This window comes from Streptomyces sp. P5F9 (genome assembly GCF_057961495.1).
On record NZ_JBXVPZ010000056.1, the window covers coordinates 1 to 18,628 of the forward strand.

Annotated in this window: 19 protein-coding genes; 6 read left to right on the forward strand and 13 right to left on the reverse strand. The window is 71.6% G+C overall.

The annotated features are described in order from the left end of the window. Together AC31A1_RS12620 and AC31A1_RS12625 are read left to right on the forward strand one after the other, a co-directional pair. Nucleotides 1-184 (forward strand): hypothetical protein (locus AC31A1_RS12620; RefSeq protein ID WP_489653375.1); only part of this gene is annotated, 184 nt, incomplete at its 5' end. A gap of 34 nt (nt 185-218) precedes the next feature. Next, on the forward strand, nt 219-1,241 hold the full coding sequence (locus tag AC31A1_RS12625) for an alcohol dehydrogenase (protein WP_489653376.1): 1,023 nt from the start codon (nt 219-221) through the stop codon (nt 1,239-1,241). Here the strand turns inward: AC31A1_RS12625 and AC31A1_RS12630 are convergent. Both AC31A1_RS12630 and AC31A1_RS12635 read right to left on the reverse strand, forming a co-directional pair. Further along, nucleotides 1,231-2,226, reverse strand: coding sequence for an LLM class flavin-dependent oxidoreductase (locus tag AC31A1_RS12630; protein WP_489653377.1), 996 nt, complete (start codon nt 2,224-2,226; stop codon nt 1,231-1,233). The genes AC31A1_RS12625 and AC31A1_RS12630 overlap by 11 nt on opposite strands. 52 nt (nt 2,227-2,278) lie before the next feature. Continuing rightward, nucleotides 2,279-2,701: a (2Fe-2S) ferredoxin domain-containing protein gene (locus tag AC31A1_RS12635; protein ID WP_489653378.1), complete on the reverse strand. Its 423-nt coding sequence runs from the start codon at nt 2,699-2,701 to the stop codon at nt 2,279-2,281. Nucleotides 2,702-2,769: 68 nt separating this feature from the next. On the opposite strand from AC31A1_RS12635, the gene AC31A1_RS12640 reads away from it, so the two are divergent. Further along, the gene (locus AC31A1_RS12640) at nt 2,770-3,264 is read left to right on the forward strand and encodes a phosphatase domain-containing protein (protein ID WP_489653379.1); all 495 of its coding nucleotides are present in this window, start codon (nt 2,770-2,772) and stop codon (nt 3,262-3,264) included. Between the two features lie 22 nt (nt 3,265-3,286). Here AC31A1_RS12640 and AC31A1_RS12645 read toward each other — a convergent pair whose 3' ends face one another. From AC31A1_RS12645 to egtA, 5 genes are all read right to left on the reverse strand, one after another. After that, nucleotides 3,287-3,502, reverse strand: coding sequence for a dodecin (locus AC31A1_RS12645; protein ID WP_318020480.1), 216 nt, complete (start codon nt 3,500-3,502; stop codon nt 3,287-3,289). Between the two features lie 93 nt (nt 3,503-3,595). Next, complete coding sequence (egtD, locus tag AC31A1_RS12650) at nt 3,596-4,558, reverse strand: L-histidine N(alpha)-methyltransferase (protein ID WP_489653380.1); 963 nt, start codon at nt 4,556-4,558, stop codon at nt 3,596-3,598. Continuing rightward, nucleotides 4,555-5,328: an ergothioneine biosynthesis protein EgtC gene (gene egtC / locus AC31A1_RS12655; RefSeq protein ID WP_489653381.1), complete on the reverse strand. Its 774-nt coding sequence runs from the start codon at nt 5,326-5,328 to the stop codon at nt 4,555-4,557. Before egtC ends, egtD begins: the two co-directional genes overlap by 4 nt. Beyond that, complete coding sequence (egtB, locus tag AC31A1_RS12660; RefSeq protein ID WP_489653382.1) at nt 5,328-6,668, reverse strand: ergothioneine biosynthesis protein EgtB; 1,341 nt, start codon at nt 6,666-6,668, stop codon at nt 5,328-5,330. Before egtB ends, egtC begins: the two co-directional genes overlap by 1 nt. After that, a complete protein-coding gene (gene egtA / locus AC31A1_RS12665) occupies nt 6,665-7,975 on the reverse strand; it encodes an ergothioneine biosynthesis glutamate--cysteine ligase EgtA (RefSeq protein WP_489653383.1) in 1,311 nt (436 codons plus the stop codon). Before egtA ends, egtB begins: the two co-directional genes overlap by 4 nt. Nucleotides 7,976-8,256: 281 nt before the next feature. Here egtA and AC31A1_RS12670 point away from each other — a divergent pair, with 281 nt between their 5' ends. Continuing rightward, the gene (locus AC31A1_RS12670; protein WP_489653384.1) at nt 8,257-9,081 is read left to right on the forward strand and encodes a TIGR02452 family protein; all 825 of its coding nucleotides are present in this window, start codon (nt 8,257-8,259) and stop codon (nt 9,079-9,081) included. A gap of 27 nt (nt 9,082-9,108) precedes the next feature. On the opposite strand, the gene AC31A1_RS12675 is transcribed toward AC31A1_RS12670, so the two are convergent. The 4 genes from AC31A1_RS12675 to AC31A1_RS12690 all read right to left on the reverse strand — a co-directional run bounded on the left by AC31A1_RS12675 (nt 9,109) and on the right by AC31A1_RS12690 (nt 12,909). Then, the gene (locus AC31A1_RS12675; RefSeq protein WP_489653385.1) at nt 9,109-9,555 is read right to left on the reverse strand and encodes a type II toxin-antitoxin system PemK/MazF family toxin; all 447 of its coding nucleotides are present in this window, start codon (nt 9,553-9,555) and stop codon (nt 9,109-9,111) included. Nucleotides 9,556-9,617: 62 nt separating this feature from the next. After that, entirely contained in the window at nt 9,618-11,099 is a 1,482-nt protein-coding gene (locus AC31A1_RS12680) for a flotillin family protein (protein WP_489653386.1), read from the reverse strand. Between the two features lie 143 nt (nt 11,100-11,242). Further along, entirely contained in the window at nt 11,243-11,461 is a 219-nt protein-coding gene (locus AC31A1_RS12685) for a hypothetical protein (RefSeq protein ID WP_393756163.1), read from the reverse strand. A 26-nt stretch (nt 11,462-11,487) separates the two neighbouring features. After that, nucleotides 11,488-12,909, reverse strand: coding sequence for an amidase (locus AC31A1_RS12690; protein ID WP_489653387.1), 1,422 nt, complete (start codon nt 12,907-12,909; stop codon nt 11,488-11,490). Between the two features lie 237 nt (nt 12,910-13,146). On the opposite strand from AC31A1_RS12690, the gene AC31A1_RS12695 reads away from it, so the two are divergent. Both AC31A1_RS12695 and AC31A1_RS12700 read left to right on the forward strand, forming a co-directional pair. Beyond that, on the forward strand, nt 13,147-14,535 hold the full coding sequence (locus AC31A1_RS12695; protein ID WP_489653388.1) for a glycoside hydrolase family 43 protein: 1,389 nt from the start codon (nt 13,147-13,149) through the stop codon (nt 14,533-14,535). A 78-nt stretch (nt 14,536-14,613) separates the two neighbouring features. Further along, complete coding sequence (locus AC31A1_RS12700) at nt 14,614-15,807, forward strand: glucarate dehydratase family protein (protein WP_489653389.1); 1,194 nt, start codon at nt 14,614-14,616, stop codon at nt 15,805-15,807. On the opposite strand, the gene AC31A1_RS12705 is transcribed toward AC31A1_RS12700, so the two are convergent. Together AC31A1_RS12705 and AC31A1_RS12710 are read right to left on the reverse strand one after the other, a co-directional pair. Continuing rightward, complete coding sequence (locus tag AC31A1_RS12705; RefSeq protein ID WP_489653390.1) at nt 15,793-17,169, reverse strand: Fic family protein; 1,377 nt, start codon at nt 17,167-17,169, stop codon at nt 15,793-15,795. The two genes, AC31A1_RS12700 and AC31A1_RS12705, sit on opposite strands and share 15 nt — an antisense overlap. Before the next feature lie 61 nt (nt 17,170-17,230). Beyond that, nucleotides 17,231-18,544 (reverse strand): MFS transporter, encoded by a 1,314-nt coding sequence (locus AC31A1_RS12710; RefSeq protein WP_489653391.1) that lies wholly within the window; start codon nt 18,542-18,544, stop codon nt 17,231-17,233. Between the last annotated feature and the right edge of the window lie 84 nt (nt 18,545-18,628).

The following is an 18,628-nucleotide window of genomic DNA, read 5'->3' on the forward strand; positions in this document are numbered from 1 at the left end:
CTCCCCCAACTCTCAACTTCGTTCGAGCCGGGGGGACCCCCATCGCCGCACCATCCAGCGCGAGGTCGACGACCGGCTCGCCGACATGCTCCTCGCCGGCGAACTGAACGCGGGCGACCAGGCCCGGGTCGACGCGAGCGACGGAACGATCGAGATCAGCGCACGCCAGGCGGCCGTGCACTAGCCGGGCCGCATTCGCATACCTCAGGGAGACAGGCATGAGCAGTTATCGAGTCGCGCAAGTGGGCGCGGCAGGCGGCGAGTTCACGATCGTCGAGCGGGACGTGCCGGAGCCGGGACCCGGCCATGTGCGGATCGCCGTGGAGGCCTGCGGGATCTGCCACAGCGACACCTTCTTCGTGAACGCCGGAGTACCGGGCGTACGGTTCCCGCTCGTCACCGGGCACGAGATCGCCGGACACATCGACGCGCTCGGCGAGGGCGCCTCGGACAGCGGCCGGCGGGTCGGCGACCGGGTCTCCGTCGGCTGGTTCGGCGGCAGCTGCGGCCACTGCACCCCGTGCAGGCAGGGCGACTTCATCGTCTGCGAGAACATGAAGGTGCCGGGCTGGGCCTACGACGGCGGATTCGCGGAGATGGCCGTGGTGCCGGTCGACGCGCTCGCCCGGATCCCCGACAGCCTGTCGGCGAGTGCCGCGGCGCCCATGGGGTGTGCGGGCGTGACCACGTTCAACGGGCTGCGGCGCAGCTCCGCGAAGCCGGGCGATCTGGTCGCCGTGCTCGGACTCGGTGGCCTCGGTCACCTGGGCGTGCAGTACGCGGTGGCCATGGGATTCGAGACCGTGGCGATCGCGCGGGGCGCCGAAAAGGCCGACTTCGCCAAGCAGTTGGGCGCGCACCACTACGTCGACAGCACGGCGGACACCGATGTCGCGGACGCGCTGAAGGCACTCGGCGGCGCCAAGGTCGTGCTGGCCACGGCGGGCAACTCCGACGCCGCCACGGCGACCGTGGAGGGGCTGCGGCCCCGCGGCGAGCTGGTGGTCATCGGAGCGGACACCGCGCCGTTGGGGATCAGCCCGCTTCAACTGCTCATGAGCGCCAAGGTAGTTCGGGGTCATCCCTCCGGCACCGCGCAGGACGTGCAGGACACGCTGGCCTTCAGCGCCCTGCACAACATCCGCCCGATGGTGGAGACCGTCCCCCTGGACCAGGCCGGCGAGGCCTACGAGCGGATGCTGTCCGGCGCCGCGCGCTTCCGGATGGTGCTCATGCCATGACCGAGGCCAGCCGCCGGTAGGAGTCCAGCAGGGCCTCGCGGTCGTAGGTGCTGGTGGTGACGAGGACCTCGTCGGCCACCGTCTCCTTCAGTACCGTCTCCAGCTCGTGGGCCACCTGTTCCTCGGTGCCCGCGAGCTGCCCGGTGAGCCCGGCCTCGTAAAAGCCGAACTCCTTGTCGGTCATGGGCAGTTGCTCCACGCGCTCGGCGGGTGGCAGCGGCGGGAAGGTGCCGTGGGTGCGCGAGTACGCCATCGACCAGGCCTCCGGGACGAGCAGGCGCCGGGCCGCCTCGGGGGTGGCGGCCACCGCGATCGTGCCCGAGATGACGACATACGGCTGCGCGGCCCACGGGGAGGGGCGGAAGCGGGCGCGGTAGTGGTCGATGCCGCGCCGCATCTTGTCGCGGTTGCGGAGGTCGCCGATGACCATCGGCAGGCCCGCGCGGGCCGCGATGTCGGCGCCCTCGCCCATCGCGAGCACGAACGGCGGGACGCTCAGGCCCTCGGAGGGCCGCGCGTGTGCGCCGGTGGGTGAGGTGCCGCGGAACCAGTCGAGGAGTTCGTCGAGTTGCCCGGCGAAGTCGTCGGCGTCGTCCTTGTCGCGGCCCAGCGCCTTGCGCACGCCGCCGGTGAAGCCGACCGAGCGGCCGAGTCCCATGTCGATCCGGCCCGGGAACAGCGACTCCAGCACCCCGAACTGCTCGGCCACGACCAGGGGTTGGTGATTGGGCAGCATCACCCCGCCCGTCCCGACCCGGATGCTCCGGGTCGCCGAGCCCACGGCGGCGGCCAGCACGGTCGGCGCGGAACCGGCGACGCCGGGCACGCCGTGGTGCTCCGACACCCAGAACCGGTGATAGCCCAGCTCCTCCACCTCCCGCGCGAGCCGCACGGTGTCGCGCAGCGCCTCGGCGGGCGGATGCCCCTCGCGGGTGCGGGACCGGTCGAGGACGGAGAAGGGGGTCGAGGCGATCACTGAGCTCACGTTCGTTTCAACGCCGGGGAGGCTCCGGCATTCCCGGCGTGGGGTGGGCCTCTCACCGCCGGGACCGGACGCGTGCGTCCCGGGGCGGGTCGATGAACTGCAGTTCCAGCGTGACGGGCGGCGCGGCCATGCCCGGTCCGCCCGCCGCCGCCCACTCCAGGACTTCCTCCGTGCAGTCGTCGTCCATCGCGAACCCGACCCAGGCCGGCCGCCCACCGGCCCGGCGCCCCGCGGCCGACGGCTGGACGACGATCACGTTGGCCTGGTCGCAGGGGCCCAGGCAGTCCGTCGTACGCACGGCGAAACCGTGCTCGGCGGCACCCGCGCGCAGCCGTTCCAGCTGCCAGGCGTGGTCCGTGCCGGGGTGTTTGCGCGGGTCGCCGCAGCAGCAGCCCCGGCAGACGACCAGGGTGCAGGGCCGCTCGCGGGCGGCGCCGATCAGGAACGTACGGGGGGCGGGAGTGGCGGCAGACATGTGAGAAGCATGAGGCCAGGGCCTCGGGCGGTCGTTGCCGGGGTGCGGGCTCTGTCTAGGGTGGGCGTGTGATCGCCGACAACAAGCGCCCGCCGCTCGCCGTGTTCGACCTCGACAACACCCTCGCCGACACGGCGCACCGGCAACCGTTCCTGGAGCAGAGGCCGCGCGACTGGGACGGCTTCTTCGGTGCCGCGCCGCAGGACCCGCCGTTGGCGGAGGGCATCGCGCTCGCGCTGGAGTACGCCGAGGAGTGCGAGGTCGTCTATCTGACCGGGCGGCCCGAACGCTGCCGGCGCGACACGCTCGCCTGGCTCGCCGCGCAGGGGCTGCCCGAGGGGCGGGTCCTCATGCGGCGCAACGACGATCGCAGGCCCGCCCGGCGCACCAAGCTGGAGAAGCTCAAGCAGCTTGCCCGCGACCGCGACATCCGGGTCCTCGTGGACGACGACGAGCTGGTCTGCGACGACGCCGAACGGGCCGGGTTCAGGGTCGTACGGGCCCGCTGGACCGCCCCCTCCGCCGCCCTGGAGGCGGCACAGGAGGGGGAGGGCCGGACCTGAGGGCCTCTCGTCCTTACGGAGGTCAGTCCTCGTCCTCGATGCGGAAGCCGACCTTCAGGCCGACCTGGAAGTGCTCGATCTGCCCGTTCTCGATCTGGCCCCTGACCTGGGTCACCTCGAACCAGTCCAGGCCGCGCAGGGTCTGCGCGGCGCGGGCGACGCCGTTGCGGATGGCCTGGTCGATGCCCTCGTGAGAGGTGCCGACGATCTCGGTGACCCGGTACGTGTGCTCGGACATGCGGGTACTCCTCTCGGCCGTGACGGGCGCGTCACGCGTTACTCCACCGTGCCCCAAGGCGCGGCAGTGCGCGAGACGGCCCGTCACCGGTCGTCAGCGCACCACGCTCAGTGACAGCGCGAAACGTCCTTCCCGGTCGGTCCACCAGTGGGCCAACTCCAGCCCGGTCGCCGCCAGTTCGGACCGCACGCCCTCCTTGCGGAACTTCGCCGAGATCTCGGTGCGGAGTTCCTCGCCGGCCGCGAAGTCGACGGCGAGATCGAGCGCGGGGATCTTCACGGTCTGGTCCGCGCGGGAGCGCAGCCGCATCTCGATCCACTCGTTGTCGGCGTCCCAGAGGGCGACGTGGTCGAAGGCGCCGGCGTCGAAATCGGCGCCGAGTTCCCGGTCGACCACGGTCAGGACGTTCTTGTTGAACGCGGCCGTCACCCCGGCCGCGTCGTCGTACGCCCTGACCAGGACCTGCTCGTCCTTGACCAGGTCCGTGCCGAGCAGCAGCGCGTCGCCGGGGGAGAGGAGTGAGCGCAGGCCGGCGAAGAACGTGGCGCGTTCCGCCGGGAGCAGGTTGCCGATCGTGCCGCCGAGGAACGCCAGCAGCCGGGGTCCCGGTGTCGCCGGCAGGGTGAGGTCACCGGTGAAGTCGGCGATCAGGGCGTGCACGTCGAGACCCGGGCGCTCCTCGATGAGGGCGTGCCCGGCCTGCGTGAGCGCGCTCTCGCTGACGTCGACGGGTACGTACACGGCCAGGCCGGTGAGCGCGTCCAGCAGGTGGCGCGTCTTGTCCGAGGAGCCGGAGCCCAGCTCGACGAGCGTGCGGGCGCCGGTCGCGGCGGCGATCTCGGCCGCGCGGTCGACGAGGATCTCCCGCTCGGCGCGCGTCGGGTAGTACTCGGGCAACTCGGTGATCTGCTCGAAGAGTTCGCTGCCGTGGGCGTCGTAGAACCACTTCGGCGGGAGGGTCTTCGGGGTGCTGGTGAGGCCCTCCAGGACGTCGGCGCGCAGGGCCGCGTCGGTGGCGTCCTCGGGCAGGGTGCGGGTGAGAAGGAACGGACTCACGTGCGGGGCTCCTTCGATGATGCGAGGTCTTTCAGGGGGGTGACGAGGACCTCGGTGCGGGTCGCGGTGAGCAAGGTGCGGTCAGGGGCCTCCTGCCAGTGCGGGTCGTCGTCGTAGGGCTCGGAGGCCACGACCGTGCGGCGGCCGGGCTCCGAGAGGTACCAGAGGGTGTCGCCCCAGGCCGTCGCGGCGATCGTCTCACCGTCGGTGAGAAGGAGGTTGAGGCGGGAACCGGGGGCCGCCGCGGCGACCTCCACCACCGTGTCGGCCAGCGCCTGGCCCTCCTCGTCGCCCGCCCGGAGCCGGTTCAGGACCAGCGCCCACACGAACGCCGAGTCGCAGCGGGCCTCAAGCGACAACAGGTCCACCGGCGGCAGGCGTTGGGCCAGAGCCGCCAGTGTCTGCGGCCAGCCGGTGACGGCGCCGTTGTGGCTGAACAGCCAGGGACCCGCGGCGAACGGCGCCGCCGCGGCCTCCCCGTCCGCACCCGCGAACGTCGCGTCCCGTACGGCGGCCAGCAGCGCCCCCGAGCGGACCACGCGGGCCAGATCGGCGAAGGACTGGTCGCCCCAGATGGGTACGGCCCGCCGGTAGCGGCCCGGCACCGGGTCGCCCCCGGCGTACCAACCCACCCCGAAACCATCGGCGTTGACCGTCCCGTACCTCTGTCGCCGGGGCTCCCAGGACTGGCGGAACAGGCTGTGCGCAGGGTCCACGAGGAGCCGGCCGAGCGGCTCCTCGGGACCCAGGTACGCCAGGTGACGGCACATCAGACGGCCCCCGAGCGGGCGGTACGGAAGCCGGAGAAGATCTGCCGCCGGATCGGATAGTCCCAGTTGCGGAACGTGCCCCGGCAGGCCACCTCGTCCACGGCGAACGAACCGCCCCGCAGCACCTTGTACTCGGGGCCGAAGAACACCTCCGAGTACTCCTTGTACGGGAACGCCTTGAACCCCGGGTACGGCAGGAAGTCGCTCGACGTCCACTCCCACACGTCACCGATCAACTGGCGTACGCCCAGCGGTGATTCCCCCGCCGGATAGCTGCCGGCGGGGGCCGGGCGCAGGTGCCGTTGGCCGAGGTTGGCGTGCTCGGGTGCCGGGTCGGCGTCGCCCCACGGGTAGCGCATCGAGCGGTCGGCCGTCGGGTCGTGACGGGCCGCCTTCTCCCACTCGGCCTCGGTCGGCAGCCGGCGTCCGGCCCAGCGGGCGTAGGCGTCGGCCTCGTACCAGCACACGTGCACCACCGGCTCGTCGAGCGGTACAGCCTCCGTGACGCCGAACCTGCGGCGCAGCCACTGGCCCGCCTCCCGGCGCCAGAACCCGGGCGCCGTAAGGGAGTTGCGGCGGATGTGGGCCCAGCCCTCCGTCGTCCACCAGCGAGGGTCGTCGTAGCCGCCGTCCTCGATGAACGCCAGGTACGCGCCGTTCGTGACCGGGGTCGTGTCGATGTAGAAGGGCGCCACCTCGCGCCGGTGCGCGGGCTTCTCGTTGTCCAGGGCCCACGGTTCGGTCGAGGTGCCCATCGTGAACGGGCCGCCGGGGACGAGGACTTCGGACGGTCCGGTGAACAGCGGGACCGGTTCCGGGTCCGGGGCGGTCAACGCCTGCGGGCCCGTGCGGAGCTGATGGGTGATCAACATCGTTTCGTCGTGCTGCTGTTCGTGCTGGGCCACCATCCCGAAGGCGAAACCCATGTCGGTGAGCCGCGTCCCGCGCAGGGCGTGGCTCTCCAGGACGTCCGTCACCCGGCCGCGCACCTCGGCCGCGTACTGCCGGGCCTCCGCGGGCGGGAGCAGCGGCAGCGAGGGGCGTTCGGAACGCGGGTGCTCGAACGCGTCGTAGAGGCCGTCGATGTCGGGCCGCATCGCGTCCCGGCCGCCGACGGCCCGCAGCAGCCACAGTTCTTCCTGGTTGCCGATGTGCGCGAGGTCCCAGACCAGCGGGGACATCAACGGCGAGACCTGGGCGGTGAGTTCGGGCTCGTCCACGCAGCTCGTGAGGAGCGTGGTGCGGTCCCGGGCCGTGGTCAGGGTGGTCAACGCCCGTTGCCTGAGCGCCTCGATATCGATGTCAGCAGTGGTGTCGGCGGCGGTGTCGGCGTCGGTCATGTGCGGATGTCCTTCCCGTGCGGGCGGCTGTCCGTGCCACGCACGCGGTCGAGCAGATCGTCGGCGGGGCAGCGGCCCCGGACGACATAGCGGTCGAAGTACGCGCGGACGGCGTCCGTGACCCCGGCGGTGGCGCCCAGCCGGGGCAGGGCCTCCAGCGCCGCCGCGAAGCAGACGAGGGCGACCTCGTGCAGCTCCGGGTCGGACAGCCCGTAGCGGGCCGCGTCGATCCACAGCGGATTGTGCGGCGCGGGCAGCCCCTGGGTCCGTTCGGCCAGCGGCTTCACGGCCCGGTAGGCGGTCTCGGCGGCCTCGGGGTCGTCGAACAGCGCCGTCGTCACGGCCAGCGGCACGATCCAGCCGTCGTCCCCGGGCTGCGCGTCGATCATGCGCAGTTCGAGATGGCCACGCGGTCTGACCGGCGGGAACAGCGTCGAGACGTGGTAGTCGAGATCCTCACGGGTCGGCGGCCTGGGCGCTCCCGACCTGATCCACTCCCGGAACGTCAGCTCCTCCGGGACCTCCCACGGGCCGCTGTCCCGCCGTATGCACATCACCGGCGAGTCCAGGACATGATCGGTCCAGGCGTCGCGCGGCTCCGCGTCCAGGGCCGGACCGCCCGCGCGGCCGGGGCCGATCTCCATCCAGATCAGCTGCCGGGTGGAGCGCCAGCCGGTCGGGCTGCGGCCGACCAGCGGGGAGTTGGCGAACGCGGCCACCAGCACCGCGCCCAGCTGGTGCGCCAGCCACCAGCGCCGCCCGAGGCCGAGCGGACCGGGCTCCTCGTAGCCGGCGTCCAGACACACCTGCACGGACGCCGAGGTGCACATCATGCGGCGGCCCGCGGGGCCGGTGCGGTCGAGGCAGCGCTCCATGGCGTCGTAGCGCGGCTCGTGCAGGAACCGGCGCGGCGGATGCCAGGGGTCATGGCCGACACCGACCAGCCCCAGGCCGTCGCGGCGCAGCACCGCGCGGACGGCGTCCAGGTCTTCGGAGACGGAACCGATGCACTCCATCAGGGAGGCGGCGGGCGACGAGCTGAGTTCCAGCTGGCCGCCGGGCTCGACGGTGAGCGCCGACCTCAGAGGCACGGTCTTCAAGGCGGCATACGCCGCTTCGAGTCGTTCAGTCGTCACGGGGAGCTGCGGCAGGCGCAGCTCGTGGACGAGCCATTCCACTTCGACCCCGAGCGTGCGGGGCGGACCGGTCTTGAAGCAGATGCCCCTGACCAGGGCCTCCACCTCGGGTTCGGTGACCGCGGTACGGGGCTCCGTACAGTCGCTACAGTCACTTGCCGTATCGGACATGTCGGGATCCTCCTGAGATTCCACCATGCCACCGGCCAGGTGTCGGACAGGGTCCGGGCCGGCACACTCGTCCCACCCAAGACCCTCGCGTCGCTTCGCACAAGGGTGCGTATCGGCACGTTCGGGATCGGTAATCTCTGGTTCTCCGGCCGTTCGCGGTCCCCGGAAACTCCGTTGCACCGCACGACCAGCATCGCTCAGGATGCGTGTATGAGCACGACGGGGGAGAACACGGGGGAGATCGCGGGGCGCGCGCCCATGGCGTACACGGGGGTTATGCCATGAGCGCGAGCCTGCGCGGCATCGCGCAGCAGACCGAGCAGATCGTCGCGGCCGGGACCTACCGCGCGGCGGACGGGCACGAGGTGTCCATCGCCACGGAAACCGAGGCCGCCCGCGCGGCCACGCGCCTGTACGGACCGGATTCGGTACGGATACCGCCGTTCTCGCCCGTGGAGACATTCTTCGAGGTCACCGGTGAGAGCAGCCTGGAGGCCGCCCGCCGACTGACCGGCCCGGTCGCCGTCCTGAACTTCGCCTCGGCCCGCAACCCGGGCGGCGGTTTCCTCAAGGGCGCGCAGGCCCAGGAAGAGGCCCTGTGCCGCGCCTCCGCGCTGTACACGTGCCTGCTCGAAGCCCGCGGTTTCTACGACCATCACCGCGCCCACCGCGACCCGTTCTACACGGACCGGGTCATCCACTCGCCGGCCGTTCCCGTCTTCCGCGACGACAAGGGCCGCCTCCTGGACGAGCCGTACACCGCCGGGTTCCTGACCGCCGCCGCACCGAACGCGGGGGTCGTCCTGCGCACGGCACCCGAGCGCGCGGCCGAACTGCCGCACGCCATCGCCGTACGGGCGGAGCGGGTGCTGGAGACGGCCGCCCTGCACGGCTACCGGCGGCTGGTCCTGGGCGCCTGGGGCTGCGGGGTGTTCCAGAACGACCCGGCGCAGGTCGCGGGCGCCTTCCACACGCTGCTCGGGCCGGGCGGACGGTTCGCCGCGGCCTTCGAGCACGTGGTGTTCGGCGTCCTGGACCGCACGCCGGGTGCGACGGTCCGGGACGCGTTCGTACGGGCCTTTCCGGAGCGTCAGCTTCAGAGCTAGCCCCTCGGATCAGGCCGTATGGTCCGGTCAGGTCCAGCCGTAGCGCTCGTGCAGCCGGTGCCGGACGAGGTTGAAGCGCATCTGGTCGATCGCGCAGGCCTCCCGGCGCATGCCGTCCTCGTGCAGACGCAGGACGCGGTCCACGTCGACCCACGAGTCACGGCCGGACTTGTCCCACGGGCCGCTGCCGATCGCCACCCACTCGCGGTCGCCGTCGTGGCGCTTGCTGGACAGCTGGACGGCGAGCAGGGTCCCGCCGGGCTCACGGGCCACGACGAGGACCGGGCGGTCCTTGCCCCGGCCGTCGTTCTCCTCGAACGGCACCCAGGTCCAGACGATCTCACCGGGGTCCGGGTCGCCGTCGTGCGCGGGGGAGTACTCGGTACGGACCGTGCCGACCTCGCGCGGGTCGGCCTCGGTGGTGGCGGAGGGGCCGAAGCGGCCCGGAACGTTCTCATCGGTAAAGGCGGTCACGGAGGCACCTTAGAACGTGCCTCCGTGACCTCGGACGCCGGGCGCCCGTCAGACGATCACCGCTACTCCTTCTCCACCGGCACCTTCTGCGACGGCGGCGCCGCGACTCCGTTCAGGGCCGAAGTCCCGTTCGGGGTCGGCCCGTTCTGGTTCATCGAGGAGAGCAGCTGGCGGGCCAGACCGAGGCCCGTACCGCCCATCGTGAGCGCCTTTGCGAGCATCTCCGCCATGCCGTCGGCCCCGTTGAGGACCACCATGTTGTCGACGCTGCCGAACGCGGACGCGCCGGCCTTCACGATCTCCGGCCAGTTCTCGGCCAGTTGCTGCGCGACCACGGCTTCCTGGTTCTCGGCGAGGGCCGCGGCCCTCGCCTTGATGGCCTCCGCTTCGGCCAGACCCTGGGCCCGTGTCGCCTCGGCGGCGGCGAGACCCTTCGCCTGGGCGGCGGCGGCCTCGGCCTCACCGGTGGCCCTGGTGGCCGTCGCGGCGGCCGCACCTCGTGCCTGGGTCGCCTCGGCCTCGGCGTTCGCGGCCGTCTTGATCCGGCTCGCCTCGGCCAGGGCCGCCAACTCGGTCTCCTTGGCCTTGGCCTGTGCCGCGGAGATCCGCGCGTCACGCTCGGCCTCGGCGCGGGCCCGGGTCTCGTACGCCTGGGCGTCCGCGGGCTTGCGGACGTCCGCCTGGAGCTGCTGTTCCCGGCGCAGGGCGTCGAGTTCGGCGATGCGGGTCTCCTGGACGACGACGTCCTGCCGGGCCGCGGCGTCCGCGAGGGGGCCGGCCTGCCGGGCCTTCGCCGCCGCCTTGTCGCGCTCGGCCTGGTAGCCGGCCTGAAGGATCTCGCTGTCCCGGGTGGCCTCCGACATCCGTGCCGCGGCCTTCTGTTCGGCCTCGGTGGCCAGCCGGTTGGCCTCGGCCTGCGCGATGCGCGCGTCCCGCTGCACGGCCGCCGCGTGCGGCATCGCGAGGTTCTTGATGTACCCGGTCGGGTCCTCGATCTCGTGGATCTGCAGCGAGTCCACGATCAGACCCAGTTTCTCCATTTCCGTACCGCACGCGGCACGGGTCTGACCCGTCAGTTTCTCCCGGTCGCGGATCATGTCCTCGACCGTCAACCCGCCCACGATGGACCGGAGATGACCGGCGAACACGTTGTGCACCCGCTCCGACATCATCTTCTGCTGATCCAGGAAACGCCGTCCCGCGTTGGCGATCGACACGAAGTCGTCGCCCACCTTGAAGATGACCACGCCCCGCACCTTGAGCGGAATGCCCTGCGTGGTCACACAATCCACGTGCAGCTCGGTCTCGTTGAGGTCCAGCGAGATCTTGCGCACCGCCTGCACACCGGGCAGCACCAGCGTGCCGCGCCCCGTGACGATACGGAACCCCATGCCTTCTTCAAGGCCTTCGGTACGGTGCTTGGAACCCGAGATGATGAGTGCCTCGTTGGGCTCCGCGACCCGCCACATCGACTTGAACAGGCCTATCAGTGCGAGAACGGCGACAAGCGCCACCCCCGCTACGACGCCGATGACCATCGGCATACGCCCCCTTTTGATGGTGCCCTTTCGGCACCGAACGAAGGGAGTGTGCGCCTGCGCGACACCGGGGTACAGACGCTGACGGATCCTTGTTGCAATCTTGACGCATACGGCCCTGAAACGCTCTCACCTGCGAAGGAGGGGGCTCAACTGTCGTATGCCTGCGTGACGTAGACCGTCCTCGGCGGCAGGTACTCCACCACCATCACCACGGTGCCCCGCTCGATCCGCTCCGTGCCCGTGGCGGCGTACGCGAGGAAGTGCTCGGCGCCCCCGCGCACCCGGACGATCACCTCGCCGACGAGCCCGGGCCCGACCGTCCCGGTGACCCGCCCCATCAGCCCGACCATCGACGCATCCTGCATGGTCACAGGGTACGGGCCCAACCCGCTTATGCCGCCGGGGAATCCGCGGTGACCGGCTCCGGCCACCTCTCGTGCCAGCGCAGGTCCGCCTCCAGCTGCGCGGCGAGCGACAGCAGAAGAGGCTCGCTGTTCGACGGGCCCAACAGCTGGGCGCCGACCGGGAGTCCGCCCGCCACGAAACCCGCGGGGACGTTGACGCCGGGCCAGCCGAGGACGTTCCACGGCCAGGCGTAGGGGCAGGCGGCGACCATCGCGCGATCGGTGGCCAGGCCGTTCAGGCCGAGCATCGCGCCGACGAGGGGTGGGGGAGCGGCTGTTGTCGGCGCGAGGATCACGTCGTACATCCCGAAGAACGCGCCGATCCGGTCGTGCAGGGTCGCCTCCGCGCGCCGGGCCGCCCGCAGCGGGGCCCCGGCGAGCAGCCGGCCGAGGCGGGCGGCGTCCAGGGTGCGGCGGTCGAGGAGTTCGGGGTGCGGTGCTTCGCGGACCCGCTGGGCGATTCCGGCGGTGGCGCGCGGGATCAGGGTCAGCCCGATCTGGCCGTACGGTGGATCGTCCGCCACGACCGTGTGGCCCAACTGGGCGATTCTCTCGGCGAGTTCGAGGACCTTGGCCCGCACCTCCGGTTGCAGCCGGGCGGGCAGGGCGGTGAACGGCGGCTTCAGGGAGAGGGCGATGCGCAGTCGGCCGGGGTCGCGGCCCACCGCCTCCGTCATGCCGATCGCGGGCGGACGGTACGGGTCCCGCGCGTGGTTGCCGCTCGCCGCGTCCAGGAGCAGGGCCGCGTCCGCGACCGTACGGGCGAGGGTGCCATTGACCGTGATGCCGTGGAAGGACTCGCCGCGCGGCCAGGTCGAGATGCGGCCACGCTGCGGCTTGACGCCGATGAGGTGCGTCCACGCGGCGGGGATGCGCACCGAACCGGCGCCGTCCGAGCCGAGGGCGGCCGGGACCAGTCCCGCGGCGACCGCCGCCGCCGAACCGCCCGACGAACCGCCCGGCGTGTGACGGGAGTTCCACGGATTGCGGGTCTCGCCGAACGCGGGCCCCTCGGTGAACGGCCACTGCCCGAACTCGCAGGTGTTGGTCTTGCCGACGACCACGGCCCCGGCCGCCCGCAGCCGCCGTACCGCCTCGCCGTCCTCGGTGACCGGAGGGAACTCGCCCCGGCAGCCGAACGCGGTCGGCTCGCCCGCCACGTCCATGTCGTCCTTGACGGCGACCGGCACGCCGAGGAGCGGTGTGCGTACTCCGGCGGCCAGTTGCTCGTCCGCCGCCTCGGCCTCGGCGAGTGCCGCCTCCCGCCGTACGATCCGAAAGGCGTTCAGGGAGGCCTGAGTCGACTCGATCCGCGCCAGGGCCTCCTCGGTCAGGGCTCGCGCGGTCACCTCCCCGGCGGCCAGCGCGCGGGCGGACTCGGCCAGGCCTGCGGAGCGGTCGGGCGTCATACGGCACCTCCGGAAGCGCGTGGTCTACCGAACGGTAACGTCCGGGTGGCCGGTGTGGTGCGGATGCGGCAACTTCCCCCGGGGTGCGGGTGGTTCGGCCTTCACCACAGACGCCCCACAGAGATCATCCAGCATTGCGCAAACCATTGACGTGCCCCTGACCCACCCCTACCTTCTGATCGAATTCACGAACCGCGTTCGACATCACGAACATCCGAGTCTCCGGGAGAGCCGCCCGTGACCACACGTCCCCCCGCACCGTCCCGCCGTACCCTGCTGCGCGCGCTGGCCGTCCTGCCCGCCTCGGCGCTCGTCCTGGGCGAGACTCCGGGACTGCTGGGCACGGCCCTGGCCGCCGCCCCGTCGAGCGGCTACGCGACTCGCTACACGATCGTCCCGTTCCTCAACAGCGACGACGGCACCGTCAACGTCTACCAGTCCGACGACGCCACCGACTTCCGCCTCGTCCAGGCCTCCGCGTACACCCCGCCGAGCAACCGCATCCGCGACGCGAGCGTGTTCAAGCACACGGACGGTTACTACTACCTGACGTACACCACCCACACCTGGGAGGACGTCAGCACCACCATCGGCTTCGCGCGCAGCGCCGACCGGGTCAACTGGACCTTCCTGTACGACTACACGGTCCCGATCGCCAACCTGTCGCGCGCATGGGCGCCCGAGTGGTTCGTCGACGCCGACGGCAGTGTCAACGTCATCGTGTCCTGCTCCACCACCGACGACGAGTGGATCTTCACGCCGTACCGGCTGAAGGCATCCAACTCCGCACTGACGGCGTGGAGTTCACCGGTCGCGCTCTCCGGCATCGGCCCGAACCACATCGACACGTACATCGTGCGGATCGGCTCGACCTATCACGCCTTCACCAAGAACGAGACGGCCAAGTACATCGAGTACGGCACCGCCACCAGCCTCACCGGCCCCTACACGATCTCGAAGACCGGCGACTGGGCCGGCTGGGGCAGCTACCGCGAGGGCCCCTCGGTGGTGCAGCTCGACAACGGCGGCCGGCGGATCTTCTTCGACGGCTACGGCGACGGCAGTTACTACTACAGCGACAGCTACGACACGTTCGCCACCTGGTCCGCGCCGACCGCGCTGACCACGCTCTCCGGTACGGCGCGGCACTTCACGGTCATCAAGGAGACGGTGTCCGGCGGCCCGAACCTCGCGACCGGCGTCACCCGCTCCTTCCGGTCCGCCAACTACACCACCCGCTACTGGCAGGAGGTGTCCTCGCTGCTCAACCTGCCGGTGGTGACCGGCTCCAGCACCACCGCCCTGAAGCAGGCGTCGACGTTCACCGTCGTCGCCGGCCTCGCCGACGCGACCGGCTTCTCCTTCCGGGACTCGGCCGGCAACTACCTGCGCCACTACGATTTCCGGGGCCGGTTCGACGCCAACGACGGCACGGCGACCTTCGCCGGGGACGCCACGTTCTACGCCCGGACGGGTACCACGACCGGTGCGCTGCGCTTCGAGTCGTACAACTACCCCGGCTACTACCTCCGCCACTACAACTACCAACTGCGGGTGGACCCGACGGACGGCACGGACCTCTTCCGGACGGACAGTTCGTTCGTACCCGTGACGGCCTGGGCCTGAGACACCCGACTGTGATCCGCCGGAACGGGGCAGGATGGGAACGACATTGATCAGCCATGGCCTGGAGGCGCTGGGCGCATGAGCGGTACGGCAGCGACACGGATACGCGAGCTGATCATCACCCCGATCGCCTTCCGCGACCCGCCCCTCCTCAACTCGAACGGCGTCCACGAGCCACTGGTCCTCCGATGCGTCCTCCAACTCCTGCTGGAGGACGGCACCGTGGGCCTCGGCGAGTCCGCGGGCGGCACAGTCCGGCTGGAGCGACTTGAGGCGGCGGCGAAGGTCGTCGTGGGCATGGACGTCTTCGACACGACGGCCCTCGTCGCCGCGATCGACGCCGCCCTGCTGCCGGCCGTCCCCAGCTCCCACGAACGCGGCTGGACCAGCTCGGCGGTGGAGGTGGCCTGCCTCGACGCACAGGGCAAGCTGCTCGGACGCCCGGTCAGCGACCTGCTCGGCGGCAAGGTCCGCGACGCCGTGCCCTTCGCCGCGTACCTCTTCTACAAGTGGGCCGAACACCCCGCCCTCGACGGCAGGCCCGCGGTGGGCGACGACTGGGGCGAGGCGCTGGACCCGGCCGGGATCGTCGAGCAGGCCCGGCTGATGCAACAGCGGTACGGCTTCCGGTCGTTCAAGCTCAAGGGCGGTGTCTTCCCTCCCGACGAGGAGATCGCCGCGATCAGGGCACTGGCTGAGGCCTTCCCGGGGCAGCCGCTGCGGCTGGACCCCGACACGGCCTGGACGCCGGAGACGTCGACCTACGTCGCCCGCCAACTGGACGGCGTGCTGGAGTACTTGGAGGACCCGACCGCCACCATCCCCGGCATGGCCCAGGTCGCCAAGGAGTCACCGCTTCCGCTCGCCACCAACATGTGTGTGATCGCCTGGGAGCATCTGCGGCCGGCGATCGAGCAGCGTGCGATCCAGGTCCTCCTCACCGACCACCACTACTGGGGCGGACTGCGCCGGACCCGCGAACTGGCCGTCGTCTGCGAGGTGTTCGGGCTCGGGCTGTCCATGCACTCCAACTCGCACCTGGGCATCAGCCTCGCCGCCATGACCCATGTCGCGGCGGCCGTCCCCAACCTCGACCACTCCTGCGACACGCACTACCCGTGGAACTCGGCCGACGACGTCATCGTCCCCGGGGTGCTGGAGCTGCGTGACGGCGCGGTCGGGGTCCCCACGGGGCCCGGCCTCGGCGTGGAGCTCGACCACGACGCCCTCGACCGGCTGCACCGGCTCTACCTCGACTCAGACGGTGGTTGAGGCGAGGTGGCGCCGGGTCTCCCTGAGGTGGAGGTCGACGGACCGGCACATGATCACCCCGCTCTGCGGGTTGTCGGCCGCGTGGCTGATACGGCGGAGCAGGGTGACCGAGTCCAGGGCGACGCCCTCGCGGGCGAGCACGAAGACGAGGGCGAGGAAGGCGGAGCGGGCGTTGCCGTCGTCGAACGGATGGAAGAAGCACACATCGAGGCAGACGCGGGCGGCCCGCGCGGTCAGCGGGAGCGGCCGGTCGGCGTCCCGCGCGCTCTCGGCCAGGCAGGCGTCGAGGCGTTCACGGGTGTCCGGGCCGATGCCGTAGCGCTCCCTGCCCTTCTTGGCGAAGGCCGGCAGGGTACGGAAGGACGGTGGTTCGGGTGTGCCGAGGACGTGCTGCTGCCAGCCGCGCAACAGCTCGAAGTCGAGCCGGGCGCCGCGCGCCGCGTCGGCCCGCACCAGGTCCAGGGCGGTGAGCAGGCCCTCGCCGCGGGCGGCCGACACGGTGCGGTCGAAGGCCCGTATGTACTCCGCCGCGCCGTCGCGCGAGGGAACGACCGGCTCGTCCCCGCCGCCGTCCGGGGCGTCCTCCCACGGCACGGTCTCGCGCACCGCGAGCCAGCTCCGCAGGTGGTCGGGCAAGGGGCCGGGGGCGGGCGGCCGTACGGCGTCGTCGGGCCGTAGGGATCGGGCGAGGCGTTCCGCGATGTCGTCGACCAGGACCCGGTCGGGGCCGGTCCAGCTCTTGAACCTGCCGTCGATCGCCTCGTCGACCAACTCCTGTGCCACATCGGGGTCTACGCGCCAGTGGCTGAGGAACCAGGTGAGCACCTGACGGCAGTGCCCGTACCAGCCGCTGCCGGAGCCGGTGCGGTCGTACGCCTGGAAGATGAGGTTGCGGGCGGCGCACTCCCAGAGGATCCGCTGGTCCGCCACGTCGGCCAGGTCCAGCCGGTACGCCTCGAACCGATCGGCGAGCTGCTCCAGCCAGTCGCGCCATTCGCACAGCGCGGACACCACGCGGTCGAGGGTCTCCTCCGGTGTGGTGTACGAGTGCGTCACACAGCACCAGCTGCCGACCGGGCCGCCGTCGAAGTCGCCCTCGTCGTGCGCCCACCGCCAGCCCACGACCCAGTCGCCGTAGCGCTCGGCGAGGGCGTACGACATGGCGTCGGCCCAAGGCCTCGCCACGTCCCAACTCCAGCGGTGCAGCGCGGAATCGCCGTAGGGGAGGTCAGGGCGGGTCGGCATCCGGCGGGCCGGTTCGAGGGAGCGCACCACCTCCGCCGCCGACCCGTGGTCGAAGGGATGACGCGCGGGGTCGACCTCGTCCCAGTCCAGACGACCCGGGTTCAGTTCCTTCTGCACCGCGCAAGCCTGCACACCCACCCCGTGTGCGTTCAACTGGATTACCGCAGCCCACCGACCGTCAACGCGGCGTCGTCGACGGCTGGTTGGGGAGCATGGCGTGGGGTGGCCGGTCGGCGGATGCGCGTAACGACGGCTCGTTGCGCAGCCGTACGAAGGTGATGACCAGGGCTGCCGCCTGGACGAGGGCGCAGCACAGGACGACCGAGTCGAGGTGGGTCGGCGGGGTGACGGCGACGAGGATGCCGGCGACCGGGAAGGGCAGCAGCAGGAGCAGCATGGTCAGGGAGAGCGTGGTGCCGAAGGCCGTGGCCGGGATGACCAGCGAGCGCAGCGTGCGCAGGACGACGGTGAGGCCGCCGTCGCCCGCCATGAACAGGGCGATGAGGACCATGTAGGCGGCGTACGACGGGGCTTGGGGCAGGGCGAGGCAGGCCGCGGAGGCGAACGTCGCGCAGACGACTCCCACGCCCCACAGGTCGACGCGGCTGAGGGCGAGGCGGCAGCAGGTGACCGCGAGGAGGGTCGCGGCCGCGGCGGCGGACCACAGGGTGCCGACGTCGGCGGAGGAGCGGCCGAAGTTCTCGACCACGATGATCGGGCTCGCGGACTGGAGCAGGCCGAGGGCGAGGTTGGAGCAGGCCAGGCCCGCCACCAGCCAGCGCAGGGCGGGCAGTTTGCGCAGCATGCGCAGCCCGGTCCGCAGACTGCCGGGAGTGCGTTCGCCGACCGGCCGTCCGGCGCGCAGCGGGGTGGGCGGGGTCTGGAGTCCGAGCACGGCCGCGAGCAGGGACAGTCCGGTCAGGCAGCCGAGCATCCAGCCCGGGCCGACCAGCAGCAGGAAGCCCGCGAGCAGGGGGCCGACGAGCATCGCGGTCTGGTCGATGCCGATGAGGACCGACTGCACTCCGTGGGGCCGGTTCTCCGCCCGCCGGGTGACGATCGCGCCCACGGCCTCGTTGGCGACGAAGCTGAACTGGGTGAGGGTGCCGGTCACCGCGGCCAGCACCAGCACGGTCACCGTCTCCGCGGTGCCGCGCGGCAGCATCACCAGCGCCACGGCCGCCCCCGCAAGGACCAGGGCCCGCAGCAGCGAGGCGAGGAAACACACGATCGCCGCGCCCCGCCGGTCCACCACATTGCCCGCCAGCACGAACGCGGCGATCCGCGGTGTCCACTCCAGGGCGAACGCCAGGCCCGTCAGCGACGAGGACCGGGTGATCGCCAGGACCAGCAGCGGCATGGCGTACGTCGACATGGAGAACGCCAGGGCGTCGCTGGTGCGCGGTGCGTAGATCCGTCGGAACAGGCTGCCGGACGGAACGGCTGCATGGCGACCGGCGGGCGGCCGGTCCTCGTGCAGGGTGATGGCCACGGAATGGAAAGCTTTCAGTGAGGCGTACCACGGAGGGGAAACGATGGGTACCGACCGGGGCGAAAAGAATTCGCGGGGGCGGGG